The organism is Pseudoxanthomonas japonensis (genome assembly GCF_010093445.1).
GTDB lineage: Bacteria > Pseudomonadota > Gammaproteobacteria > Xanthomonadales > Xanthomonadaceae > Pseudoxanthomonas_A > Pseudoxanthomonas_A japonensis.
The window spans coordinates 48,246-61,241 of sequence record NZ_PDWW01000006.1; the positions used below are offsets into that span (position 1 = coordinate 48,246).

At 68.3% G+C, this 12,996-nt stretch carries 9 protein-coding genes and 1 riboswitch; of the genes, 5 read left to right on the top strand and 4 right to left on the bottom strand.

Annotated elements, in window-relative coordinates:
- Nucleotides 1-94: 94 nt before the first annotated feature.
- From thiC to ilvD, 4 genes are all read right to left on the bottom strand, one after another.
- Nucleotides 95-1,981: a phosphomethylpyrimidine synthase ThiC gene (thiC, locus tag CSC78_RS06605; RefSeq protein ID WP_162337117.1), complete on the bottom strand. Its 1,887-nt coding sequence runs from the start codon at nucleotides 1,979-1,981 to the stop codon at nucleotides 95-97.
- Between the two features lie 127 nt (nucleotides 1,982-2,108).
- Nucleotides 2,109-2,209, bottom strand: a riboswitch (TPP riboswitch).
- A gap of 31 nt (nucleotides 2,210-2,240) precedes the next feature.
- Nucleotides 2,241-4,079 carry a methyl-accepting chemotaxis protein gene (locus tag CSC78_RS06610; RefSeq protein WP_162337118.1) on the bottom strand — a complete coding sequence of 613 codons (1,839 nt, stop codon included), beginning with the start codon at nucleotides 4,077-4,079 and terminating at the stop codon, nucleotides 2,241-2,243.
- Between the two features lie 74 nt (nucleotides 4,080-4,153).
- Complete coding sequence (locus tag CSC78_RS06615; RefSeq protein ID WP_162337119.1) at nucleotides 4,154-4,999, bottom strand: phosphate/phosphite/phosphonate ABC transporter substrate-binding protein; 846 nt, start codon at nucleotides 4,997-4,999, stop codon at nucleotides 4,154-4,156.
- A gap of 7 nt (nucleotides 5,000-5,006) precedes the next feature.
- Entirely contained in the window at nucleotides 5,007-6,848 is a 1,842-nt protein-coding gene (gene ilvD / locus CSC78_RS06620; protein WP_162337120.1) for a dihydroxy-acid dehydratase, read from the bottom strand.
- A 366-nt stretch (nucleotides 6,849-7,214) separates the two neighbouring features.
- On the opposite strand from ilvD, the gene ilvC reads away from it, so the two are divergent.
- From ilvC to CSC78_RS06645, 5 genes are all read left to right on the top strand, one after another.
- Nucleotides 7,215-8,222 carry a ketol-acid reductoisomerase gene (ilvC, locus tag CSC78_RS06625; RefSeq protein ID WP_162337121.1) on the top strand — a complete coding sequence of 336 codons (1,008 nt, stop codon included), beginning with the start codon at nucleotides 7,215-7,217 and terminating at the stop codon, nucleotides 8,220-8,222.
- Entirely contained in the window at nucleotides 8,219-9,967 is a 1,749-nt protein-coding gene (gene ilvG / locus CSC78_RS06630; RefSeq protein WP_162337122.1) for an acetolactate synthase 2 catalytic subunit, read from the top strand. Before ilvC ends, ilvG begins: the two co-directional genes overlap by 4 nt.
- On the top strand, nucleotides 9,951-10,223 hold the full coding sequence (locus CSC78_RS06635; RefSeq protein WP_162337123.1) for an ACT domain-containing protein: 273 nt from the start codon (nucleotides 9,951-9,953) through the stop codon (nucleotides 10,221-10,223). The genes ilvG and CSC78_RS06635 overlap by 17 nt, the downstream gene beginning before the upstream one ends.
- A gap of 72 nt (nucleotides 10,224-10,295) precedes the next feature.
- On the top strand, nucleotides 10,296-11,429 hold the full coding sequence (locus tag CSC78_RS06640) for a threonine dehydratase (protein ID WP_162337214.1): 1,134 nt from the start codon (nucleotides 10,296-10,298) through the stop codon (nucleotides 11,427-11,429).
- Entirely contained in the window at nucleotides 11,426-12,976 is a 1,551-nt protein-coding gene (locus CSC78_RS06645) for a 2-isopropylmalate synthase (RefSeq protein ID WP_162337124.1), read from the top strand. Before CSC78_RS06640 ends, CSC78_RS06645 begins: the two co-directional genes overlap by 4 nt.
- The last annotated feature ends 20 nt before the right edge of the window (nucleotides 12,977-12,996 follow it).

Here is a 12,996-nt window from a genome sequence, read left to right on the forward strand (position 1 = left end):
GATCGTGCTCCTGTCGGGGACGCCGCCATCATGGCGGACGTCCTGTGAACTCTACGGCAGCAGGCCCGGAACGGATGCGACCGCCGCTGCCCGGTCAGCCCTGACGATACACCTGCGCGCCCTGCGCCAGGAACTCCGCCGACTTCTCGGCCATGCCGGCCTCCAGCGCCGCCTGTTCCTCCACGCCGTGCTCGGCCGCGTAGTCGCGCACGTCCTGGGTGATCTTCATCGAACAGAAGTGCGGACCGCACATCGAGCAGAAGTGCGCCAGCTTGTGCGCGTCCTTGGGCAGCGTCTCGTCGTGGAATTCCTTCGCCTTCTCCGGATCCAGGCCCAGGTGGAACTGGTCTTCCCAGCGGAACTCGAAGCGTGCCTTGCTCAGTGCGTTGTCGCGCACCTGGGCGCCGGGATGACCCTTGGCCAGATCGGCGGCATGCGCGGCGATCTTGTACGCCATGATGCCGTCGCGCACGTCCTGGCGGTTCGGCAGGCCCAGGTGCTCCTTTGGCGTCACGTAGCAGAGCATCGCGGTGCCGTACCAGCCGATCATCGCCGCGCCGATCGCGCTGGTGATGTGGTCGTAGCCGGGCGCGATGTCGGTGGTCAGCGGGCCGAGCGTGTAGAACGGCGCCTCGCCGCACTCGCGCAGCTGCTTGTCCATGTTCTCCTTGATCAGTTGCATCGGCACGTGGCCGGGGCCTTCGATCATGCACTGCACATCGTGCTTCCACGCGATCTTGGTCAGCTCGCCCAGCGCTTCCAGCTCGCCGAACTGCGCGGCGTCGTTGGCATCGGCAATACAGCCCGGACGCAGGCCGTCCCCCAGCGAGAAGGCGACGTCGTACGCCTTCATGATCTCGCAGATATCCTCGAAGTGCGTGTAGAGGAAGTTTTCCTTGTGATGCGCCAGGCACCACTTGGCCATGATCGAACCGCCCCGCGAGACGATGCCGGTCACGCGCTTGGCGGTCAGCGGCACATGGCGCAGCAGCACGCCGGCGTGGATGGTGAAATAGTCCACGCCCTGCTCGGCCTGCTCGATCAGCGTGTCGCGGAAGATCTCCCACGTCAGCGCCTCGGCGCGGCCGTCGACCTTTTCCAGCGCCTGATAGATCGGCACCGTGCCGATCGGCACCGGCGAGTTGCGGATGATCCACTCGCGCGTCTCGTGGATGTGCTTGCCGGTGGATAGGTCCATCACGGTGTCACCACCCCAGCGGATCGACCACACCAGCTTCTCGACTTCCTCCGCGATACCCGACGACACCGCGCTGTTGCCGATGTTGGCGTTGATCTTGGTCAGGAAGTTGCGGCCGATGATCATCGGCTCGCTTTCGGGGTGATTGATGTTGTTCGGCAGGATGGCGCGACCGCGGGCGATCTCGTCGCGCACGAATTCCGGCGTGATGAATTTCTGGATGCTGGCGCCGAAGCTTTCGCCCGGATGCTGCTTGAGCAGCATCGCATCGCGCACGGCATCGAGCCGCTGGTTCTCGCGGATAGCGACGTATTCCATCTCCGGCGTGACGATGCCGCGGCGCGCGTAATACATCTGGCTGACGTTGGCGCCGGCCTTGGCGCGGCGTGGCAGCACGCGGCCGGGGAAGCGCACCGCATCGAGCTTCGGATCATGTTCGCGCTTGCGGCCGAAGTCCGAACTCAGGCCGTCGAGCTGCTCGGTATCGCCGCGTTCCTCGATCCACTTCGCACGCAGCGCGGGCAGGCCGGACGCCAGATCGATGCGCGCATCGGGATCGGTGTAGGGACCGGACGTGTCGTACACGGTGACGGCCGGATTGTCCTCACCACCGAAGATGGTCGGCGTCTGCGTCAGCGCGATCTCGCGCATCGGCACCTGCAGATCGGGGCGCGATCCCTGCACGAAGATCTTGCGCGAGCCCGGGATCGGGCGCGTGACGGATTCGGAAAGTTGCCCGGTCTGCTGCAACAGGTCGGCGGCGGGCTTGGGAATGGCATTCATCGGCATCGTCCTTTTTGAATCCCCGCACATGGATGTGCGGGCTCTTGCGAGGGATTCGCATAACGGGACGAAGCGGCGGCGCGGCGGCGGACGGATTGCGGACCCTTGGCGGGCGGAACGGCAACACGGCGCATCCTGCGAAGCTTCCCTACGCCGGTCTCAACCGGATCAGGTTCGAAGGGTCTGTCTCAATCGCCGGCCCAGCCGGCGATACCCCCGCTTCGGGGCGAATTAGACCACAAACGCCGGGGCGGTGAGATCACTCCAGCGTGTAGCCCACGCGGAAGCCGCCCCAGTGCCGGTCGCCGACGAACACCGGCACCGACAGGTCGAACATGATCTGGCCGGTGTCGCGGCGGTAGACCTGCAGGCGGTACGGGTCGGTATGGGCACCCACGCTGCGGCCGACGCGGTCGGCGAACAGGCGCTTGGTGCGGTTGCCCACCAGGTCCTTGGCACGGTCGCCGGTCAGCGGCTGGCTGAAGCGCAGGTTGTGCGTGGGCACGTAGCCGTCCGGGTTGGCGCAGATGGCGAACACGATCCACGGGTGGCGTGCAGCGACCGGTTCCTGCAGCGGCGGCAACAGCTCGTCGCAGAGCGCGTCGAACGCCGTGGTGAACTTGGCCGGCTCGATGCCGGGGATGGGCGCGTAGTCGCGCGAAAAGAGCGCGTCTTCATCGATGCGTCCGTGATCCAGCGCCAGCGCCAGCGCTTCACCGATCCGCACGGCGGCGTCCTGCGCGAGATCGCGGACGCGCGCGTGGCGACGATGCCCGAGGGGATCGGCCGGCAGGCGGAACAGGCCGACGCAGTCCCGCAACGTATCGGTGCCCTGCGCCAGCGCGGTACCGCGCGCGGCGACCTGGTCCGCGTGCTCCAGGTTGCTGCGACTGAGGGCGGCCACCCGATCGACGGCGGCATCGATCGCGATGACTTCCTGATCCTGTGCGGAGACGCGCTCGACCACGGATTCCATCGCCTGGCTGGCGCGCGCCAGCAGGTCGCCGATGCCGACCAGCACCTCGCCGGTCGCTTCGGCCGAGGCCGCGCTCTCGGTCAGCGCACGACCGCTTTCGTCCAGGATCACCCGCACATCGCGCGCCGCCGTGGCCGCCTGTTCGGCCAGCCGTCGGATTTCGGTGGCGACCACGGCGAAACCGCGCCCCGCCGGTCCCGCGCGCGCCGCTTCGATGCTGGCATTGATCGACAGGATGTTGGTCTGGAATGCGACGGCGTCGATGACCTCGATGACGTCACCGGCGCGCGCGGAGCGGCGCTCGACTTCGCGCATCGCATCGCCGAGCTGGCGTGCGGCGGCAACGCCCTGGCGTGCACTGGCGTCGGCGCTGGCGGCGACGGCAATGACCGCCTGCAACTCTTCGCCTGCACCCTTCAGTCCCTGCAGCAGGCGACGGGTGATGTCGAGCACCGTGTCGAGCGCCGTCACCTGCGCCTGCGATTGCGTCAGCAGTTCGTCGTTGTCGCCGACCAGGTGCGGCACCTCGGACGCCACCTGCACCGACAGCGCCACGGCCTGTCGGATCGCCTCGGCCAGGTTACCGAAGCCGGCGGCGATCTGCCGCGACAGCGGATGCGCGGCCTGCGCGTCGGGCAAGGCCAGATCGAGGTCGCAGCCGCCCAGCAGCGCACCGATGCGCTCCAGCAGTGCACGTTCGGCCGTGGCATCGGCCAGGCGTTGCGCGAGGTCGCGCAGCGGCGGGATCACGGCGGGCGGAATCTCGCCGTGCGCCAGGCGTGCGGCATCGCGCAGCAACGCGGCGGTTTCCGGATGCGGCAGCGACAGCAACCAGCCTTCGCCATCGCGGTCGGCCTGGTAGCGGATGCGGCGGGCGGGGTCGTTGCCGGGCGCGCACCAGCTGCCCTCTTCGTCGTCGAGCACGGCAGCCGGCAAGCCCCACAGGGACTCGCAGGGTTGGCCGAGCACCGCGTCGGGCGACACGGCCAGCAGATCCCAGGCCGCGCGGTTGGCGGCCACCACACGGGCGGCTGCGTCCAGGCGCACCAGACCCACGGGCGCGTCCGGCAGAACGCCTTCGCTGGCCACGCTGTCGGCGTGCCTGTCTTCGATCGCTGTCATGTTCCCCTCCTCCGTCTATTGGTAGCGGCCGGAGGAAAAGTGAATTGAGGGGCCTGTTCAGGCAGGAACGACGCTCAGTCCGTGGGTAACGCCGCCTCGGAAAGACGTGCGACGTCGGCAGGAACGAAGACCGTCGCGTCGCCGAACTCGGGCCAACCCACGCGCAGGGCCGCGATCACGGCCGGATCTTCCCGATGCGCATCAAGCAACCAGGCCGCCATGGCCTGGCAAGGCACGTCGGTCGTCGCGCGGCACAGCAACGGCCCCGGTGGGATCGGATCGGAGCGCCACAGTTCGCGTATGCCGTCGGGGCGCGACGCGTCGTAGACATCACCCGCCAACGCCGCCACATCGGCACGCCCCTCGACGACGGCCTGCAAGGCGGCCGCGTGCGAGCCCGCATAGGTCACTGACGCGAATGCCTCCGCCGGATCCAGTGCCTGGCTGCGCAGATACTGCGCCGGCACGAAGCCGCCGGATGCGGAGTCGCGACCGACCAGCGCCAGCCGCATGCTGCCGGCCTTCGCCTTCACCTCGGCGAGCGATGCGACGTCGCGCGCCACCAGCACCGCACGGTAGCGATCCGCCTGCAACGACGGCACCTGCGGTACCGGCAGCGTGGTGACCCGCGCGATGTCGCGCCGTGCCTGCAGGTAGCCATGGAGGTTGGGCACCGCGACATCGACCTGGCCATCATGCATCGCCTGCACCAGCGCCGTCGGCGATGGGAACAGCTTCACCTGCACCGGATGGCGGCCGCGTTTGGCCAGATAGTCCGCGAGCGGCTGGATCGCGGCGAGGCGGTCGCGCTCGGGGTACGCGTAGGTCGCGACCACCCACGGCTTGCGCAGGCCCTCCTTCGCGCAGGCAGGAAGAGCGACAAGTAGGAGGAGCAGCGCAAGGACGGGGTGAAGGCGCATCCGCCTATCAGACGCCATCCAGCAATGCCTTGTCACGCACGGCGCCCTTGTCGGCGCTGGTGGCGAGCAACGCGTACGCTTTCAGCGCGGTACTGACCTTGCGCGGACGCGGCTGCGCCGGCTTCCAACCCTTCGTATCCTGGGCGGCACGGCGTGCGTCGAGTTCTTCGTTGGACACCAGCAAGGCGATGGAGCGCTGCGGGATGTCGATGCGGATGCGGTCGCCGTCGTGCACCAGGCCGATCGCACCGCCCGCCGCCGCTTCCGGCGAGGCATGGCCGATCGACAGGCCGGACGTGCCGCCGGAGAAACGCCCGTCCGTCAGCAACGCGCACTGCTTGCCGAGGCCTTTCGACTTCAGGTAGCTGGTCGGGTACAGCATTTCCTGCATGCCGGGTCCGCCTTTCGGACCTTCGTAGCGGATCACCACGACGTCGCCCGCCTTTACCTCGTCACCCAGGATGCCGGCCACTGCCGCGTCCTGGCTCTCGAATACACGCGCATTGCCTTCGAAGACGTGGATCGACTCGTCGACACCGGCCGTCTTCACCACGCAGCCGTCGACGGCGATGTTGCCGTACAGCACGGCCAGGCCACCTTCCTGCGAGAAAGCATGCTCGACGCTGCGGATGCAGCCCTCGGCGCGGTCGGTGTCCAGCGACGGCCAGCGCGTGGCCTGGCTGAAGGCGACCTGGGTCGGGATGCCGGCCGGGCCCGCCTTGTAGAACGTGTGCACGGCCTCGTCGTCGACCGTGGCGACATCCCACTTCGCGATCGCCTCGCCCAGTGACTTCGCATGTACGGTCGCGACCCCGGTATGCAGCAGGCCACCGCGCGCCAGTTCACCGAGGATCGCCATGATGCCGCCGGCGCGGTGCACGTCCTCGATGTGGTACTTCTGCGTGTTCGGCGCCACCTTGCACAGCTGCGGCACGCGCCGCGACAGGCGGTCGATGTCGCGCATGTCGAACGGCACCTCGCCTTCCTGCGCCGCGGCGAGCAGGTGCAGGATGGTGTTGGTGGACCCACCCATCGCGATGTCCAGCGTCATCGCGTTCTCGAACGCCTCGAACGTGGCGATGCCGCGCGGCAGCGCCGTCGCGTCTTCGCCGCCGTACCAGCGATGGCACAGCTCCACCGCCAGCACGCCGGCGCGCTTGAACAGCTGCTCGCGGTCGGCGTGCGTGGCCACGACCGTACCGTTGCCCGGCAACGACAAGCCCAGCGCTTCGGTCAGGCAGTTCATCGAGTTGGCGGTGAACATGCCGCTGCACGAACCACAGGTCGGACAGGCGCTGCGCTCGACGGCCGCGACCTCTTCGTCGGACACGTTCGGGTCGGCCGCCATCACCATCGCATCGACGAGGTCGAGCTTGTGATCCGCCAGGCGCGTCTTGCCGGCTTCCATCGGGCCGCCCGAGACGAACACCGTGGGGATGTTCAACCGCAACGCGGCCATCAGCATGCCGGGCGTGATCTTGTCGCAGTTGGAGATGCACACCAGCGCGTCGGCGCAATGCGCGTTGACCATGTACTCCACCGAGTCGGCGATGATCTCGCGCGACGGCAGCGAGTACAGCATGCCGTCGTGGCCCATCGCGATGCCGTCGTCGACGGCGATGGTGTCGAACTCCTTCGCCACGCCGCCGACGCGCTCGATCTCTCGCGCGACCAGTTGGCCGAGATCCTTGAGATGCACGTGCCCGGGCACGAACTGGGTGAAGGAGTTGGCGACGGCGACGATGGGCTTGTGGAAGTCCGCGTCCTTCATGCCGGTGGCGCGCCACAGCGCGCGGGCGCCGGCCATGTTGCGGCCGTGGGTGGAGGTCCTGGAGCGGTATTCGGGCATGAAAACAGGCGTGCTGCGACGGCGTGGGGAGGCTGGATTCTGCGGCGTTTTCTCTGTTTCAGTTGCAACCATCTCGACTGAAATCATCCGATCGTCGAAAAGATTCCGAAACCGCTTGACACGATTTGAAGCGGCATGTTTCTCTTGCCGCATGTTGCAGCGCCACACGCCCACGATGAACGACCCGACCGCACCCGTTGCGGCGTCGCTCCTTGTACTCGTCCTTATTACCTCGCCCACAACTGCGGGACGGACCGGCGTGTAAGCAGCAAGCAACGCCAGATTCGCGAAACCCCGCACTGAGAAGTGCGGGGTTTTTTGTTTAAGAGCCTTCGATTCCACCTCAACCCTCAGGAAATCCGCGCCATGACCACCGCCAACGCCCTCCCGCATCCCACGATCGCCGTCATCGGTTACGGCAGCCAGGGCCGCGCGCATGCGCTGAACCTGCGCGACTCCGGTTTCGACGTCGTCGTCGGCCTGCGCCCGGGCGGCCCGACCGAAGTGAAGGCCAAGGCCGACGGTTTCGTGGTCAAGGCGCCGGCCGACGCGGTGAAGGACGCCGACCTGGTCGCCGTGCTGACGCCGGATATGGTGCAGAAGAAGCTCTACGCCGACGTGCTGGCGCCGAACATGAAGCAGGGGGCGGTGCTGCTGTTCGCGCACGGCCTCAATGTCCACTTCGGCATGATCGAGCCGCGCGCCGACCTGGACGTGGTGCTGGTCGCACCGAAAGGCCCGGGCGCGCTGGTCCGCCGCGAGTACGAGATCGGCCGCGGCGTGCCCTGCATCTACGCCGTGCACCAGGACAAGAGCGGCAACGCCGAACAGTTCGCGCTGGCCTACGCCGGCGGCCTGGGCGGCGCGCGCGCCAACATCATCAAGACCACCTTCAAGGAAGAGACCGAGACCGACCTGTTCGGCGAGCAGGCCGTGCTGTGCGGCGGCGCCTCGTCGCTGGTGCAGGCCGGCTTCGAAACGCTGGTGGAAGCCGGCTACCAGCCGGAGATCGCCTACTACGAAGTGCTGCACGAGCTGAAGCTGATCGTCGACCTGTTCTACGAAGGCGGCATCACCCGCATGCTGGAATTCATCTCCGAGACCGCGCAGTACGGCGACTTCGTCAGCGGCCCGCGCGTCATCGACGCCTCGGTCAAGGCGCGCATGAAGGACGTGCTGACCGACATCCAGAACGGCACCTTCACGCGCAACTGGCAGGCCGAGTACGACGCCGGTCTGCCGAACTACAGGAAGTTCCAGCAGGCCGACAAGGACCACCCGATCGAGAAGGTCGGCAAGGAACTGCGCGCGAAGATGGTGTGGCTGCAGGCTAACGCCGCCCAACCCGATACAGACGAGCAGGCCGCCGCATGAACGCCGCCGCGGCCACTGCCCCACGCAATGGCGCCCGCTGGCTGGCCCACGCGCTGGAAGCCGAGGGCGTGGACACGCTGTTCGGCTACCCGGGCGGCACCATCATGCCGTTCTACGACGCGCTGGTGGATTCCAACCTGAAGCACATCCTGGTGCGCCATGAGCAGGGCGCGGCGCTGGCCGCGAACGGCTATGCCCGCGCCAGCGGCAAGGTCGGCGTGTGCGTGGCCACCTCCGGCCCGGGCGCGTCGAACCTGGTGACCGGCATCGCCGATGCGATGCTGGATTCGGTGCCGATGGTCTGCCTGACCGGCCAGGTCGCCACCTCGCTGATGGGCACCGACGCGTTCCAGGAACTGGACGTGTTCGGCCTGACCCTGCCGATCGTGAAGCACAGCTTCGTCGCCCGGCGCGTGGATGACCTGCCGACCATGGTGCGCGAGGCGTTCCGCATCGCGCGCGAGGGCCGCCCCGGGCCGGTGCTGATCGACCTGCCGAAGGACGTGCAGATGTCCGATGCCTCGCACCTGCCCGACCACGTGCCCGCCAGCGTCGATCCGGTGCCCGCGCCGGAAGACGCGAAACTGGCCGAGGCACTGGCCGCGATCGCCGGCGCCGAGAAGCCGGTGATCTACGGCGGTGGCGGCATCGGCATCGCCGATGCGGCGGACGCGTTCCGCCAGTTCGTCGATGCCACGAAGATCCCCACTGTATTGACCCTGCGCGGCCTGGGTGCGCTGCCCGCCCATCATCCGCACTACCTGGGCATGCTGGGCATGCACGGGACGCGTGCGGCCAACATGGCGGTGCAGGAATCCGACCTGCTGATCGTGGTGGGTGCGCGCTTCGACGACCGCGCCACCGGCAAGCTGGCCGAGTTCGCGCCGTTCGCGCGCGTGCTGCACATCGATGCCGATGCGTACGAGATCGGCAAGCTGCGCACCGCCGACATCGCGGTGCCGGGCGATATCGGCGCCAGCCTGCGCGCGCTGGGCGCGGCGCGCAGCACCTGCGACGAGTGGCGCAAGCGCTGCGTGGGCAACCGCGAGCGTTTCGGCTTCCGTTACGACGCGCCCGGTACCGACATCTACGCGCCCGGCCTGCTGAAGCGGCTGAGCGAAGTGGCACCGGCCGACGCGATCATCGCGTGCGACGTGGGCCAGCACCAGATGTGGGTGGCGCAACATTGCAAGTTCACCCACCCGCGCAACCACCTGACCAGCGGCGCACTGGGCACGATGGGCTTCGGCCTGCCGGCCGCGATGGGCGCGCAGTTCGCCTGTCCCGACCGCACCGTCATCCTGGTCAACGGCGATGGCGGCTTCATGATGAACGTGCAGGAGCTGGCGACCATCGCCCGCTGCAAGCTGCCGGTGAAGATCGTGCTGATCGACAACAGCGCGCTGGGCATGGTGCGGCAGTGGCAGGAACTGTTCTTCGCCGAGCGCTACAGCGAGATCGACCTGTCCGACAACCCGGACTTCGCCGCGCTGGCGCGCGTGTTCGGCATTCCCGCGCACCACATCAGCCTGCGCGATGAGGTCGAAGGCGCGTTGGCCGACCTGCTGGCGACGCCGGGCCCTGCCCTGCTGCACGTCACCATCGACATCAAGGCGAACGTCTGGCCGCTGGTGCCGCCGAACCATGCCAACAGCTCGATGCTGGATGCCAATCCCGCGAAACCATCCGCCGAGCCGGCCGTCGCGGCCGACGGCCCGGAGAAGAAGAATGCGTTACCGGCTTGAACTCAAGCTCAAACCTGCCGAGGGCGCCTTGCTGCGCGTGCTGGGCATGATCGAGCGCCGTGGCTTTCCGCCCCACGCGGTGCATGCGACCCACGACAGCGAAGGCTATTGGGCGCTGGCGCTGGTGATCGACAGCACCCGTGCGCCGGAAACCCTGCGCCAGCAGTTGCTGAAGATCTACGACGTCGAGGAGCTGTCCTTCAGCGCCGTGCAGGAACTGAGCCGGGATTGTCGCCCGCAGGACCGCGCTGCATGAAGACCGCACCCGCCGACGCGGACGTTGCGGTACGGAGGCGTCTTCTTCGACATCAGCCGTTCGCGTGCCGCGATGCCTGATGCCGGCCGCGCCCCCGCCAGCACCGAGCCCGACGTAGGCGACGTCGTCGTCACCGTGGCCGACGTGCTGGCGGCGCAGGCGCGTCTGCGCCGGTACCTGCCGCCGACGCCGCTGCACCACGCCGAGCGCTTCGGCGTGATGCTGAAGCTGGAAAACCTGCAGCGCACCGGCTCGTACAAGGTGCGTGGCGCCCTGAACGCCCTGCTGGCCGCGCGCGAGCGCGGCGACCATCGCCCGGTGATCGCCGCCTCCGCCGGCAACCACGCGCAGGGCCTGGCGTGGGCGGCCTACCGGCTGGGCGTGCAGGCCATTACGGTGATGCCGCACGGCGCCCCGGCCACCAAGATCGCCGGCGTCGCCCACTGGGGCGCCACCGTGCGCCAGCATGGTAACAGCTACGACGAAGCGTTCGCCTTCGCGAAGGAACTGGCCGAGCAGAACGGCTACCGCTTCCTGTCCGCGTTCGACGACCCGGACGTGATCGCCGGCCAGGGCACGGTCGGCATCGAGATCGCACCGCATGCGCCGGATGTGGTCATCGTCCCGATCGGCGGCGGCGGCCTGGCCTCCGGCGTCGCGCTGGCATTGAAGTCGCAGGGCGTGCGCGTCGTCGGCGCGCAGGTCGAAGGCGTGGATTCGATGATCCGGGCGATGAAGGGCGACGTCTCGCCCATCGATCCGGTCGCGTCGCTCGCCGATGGCGTGCGGGTCAAGGTGCCCGGCTTCATCACCCGCCGCCTGTGCACGCAGTTGCTCGACGATGTCGTCACCGTGCGCGAAGCCGAACTGCGCGAGACCCTGGTGCGGCTGGCGCTGGAAGAGAACCTGATCGCCGAAGGCGCGGGCGCGCTGGCGCTGGCCGCCGGCCGTCGCGTCGCCGGCAAGCGCAAGTGCGCCGTCGTCTCCGGCGGCAACATCGATGCGATGGTGCTCGCCCAGTTGCTGTCCGACGTGCGCCCACGCGCACCGCGCAAGCCGCGCCGCCGCAACATGGACGGCGAACCTTCGCTTGCCACCGGCCGCGCGCCCGGTCGCGCGGCCGCCAAATCCCCCATCAAGAACGGCGCGCGCCGCATCGCGGTCGCCGCCCTGGAAACAGAAGTACACGAGGAACCCATCTGGTGAACACGACCATTACCACCCCCGCGCAGATCCGAATTTTCGACACCACCCTGCGCGACGGCGAGCAGTCCCCCGGCTGCAGCATGACGCCGCAGCAGAAGGTGGTGATGGCCCGAGGCCTGGCCGACCTGGGCGTGGACATCATCGAAACCGGCTTTCCCGCCAGTTCGCAGTCCGACCGCGAGGCGCATGCCTTGATCGCACGCGACCTACGCGAGACCACGCTGGCCGTGCTGTCGCGCTGCCTGCCCGGCGACATCGAGACCTCGCTGCGCACGCTGTCGGCCTCCGCCAAGCCGCGCCTGCACCTGTTCCTGTCCACCAGCCCGCTGCACCGCGAGCACAAGCTGCGCATGAGCCGCGAGCAGGTCCTGCAATCCATCGACACGCACGTGCGGCTGGCGCGCGGCCATGTCGACGAGATCGAGTTCTCGGCCGAGGACGCGACCCGCACCGAAGAGGACTTCCTGCACGAGGCCATCGCGACCGCCATCGCCGCCGGCGCCTCCACCATCAACCTGCCGGACACGGTCGGCTTCACCACGCCGGAGGAGATCCGCGCCATGTTCGAGCGCGCCATCGCCAAGGTGCCGGGGACGGACAAGGTCGTGTTCAGCGCGCACTGCCACAACGACCTGGGCCTGGCCGTGGCCAACTCGCTGGCCGCCATCGAGGGCGGCGCGCGCCAGGTCGAGGGCTCGATCAACGGCATCGGCGAACGCGCCGGCAACTGCGCCATCGAGGAACTCGTGATGGCACTGAAGGTGCGCAATGCGTTCTACAACCTGGATACGCGCATCGACACCCGCCGCATCGTGCCCACCTCGCAGCTGCTGTCGCGGCTGGTCGGCATGCCGGTCCAGCGCAACAAGGCCATCGTCGGCGCCAACGCCTTCGCCCACGAGTCCGGTATCCACCAGCACGGCATGCTGCGCCACCGCGGCACCTACGAGATCATGCAGCCGCAGGACGTCGGCTGGCCGTCGTCGCAGATGGTGCTGGGCCGCCACAGCGGGCGTGCCGCCGTCGAGCAGCGGCTGCGTGCGCTGGGCTACTGGCTGGAAGAGGACGAACTGAAGCTGGTGTTCGAGCAGTTCAAGGCCCTGTGCGAAAAGCAGCGCGTGGTCGGCGATGCCGACCTGCAGGCGCTGATGCAAGATGCGGCAGTGAGCGACGGTTATCGGCTGTCCTCGATGACGATCAGCGATGTCGGCAGCCGCGCGAACGCACTGGTCGAGCTGTCTGACCCGGACGGCAACCGCATTTCCGAAACCGCCCAGGGCAATGGTCCTGTGGATGCGCTGTTCAGTGCGCTCGCCGCGGCCACCGGCGTGCAGCTGCAGCTGGAGAGCTACCAGGTGCACAGCGTCGGCATCGGCGCCGACGCACGCGGCGAAGCCAGCCTGTCGGTCCGCTGCGACGGCGAGGAATACGAGGGCACCGGTACCAGCAAGGACATCATCGAGGCCAGCGCGCTCGCCTGGCTGGACGTGGCCAACCGGCTGCTGCGCCAGCGCCGTGTCGAGCAGCAGGAAGCGGCGGCGGCCTGACATCGTGACCCGTCATTCCG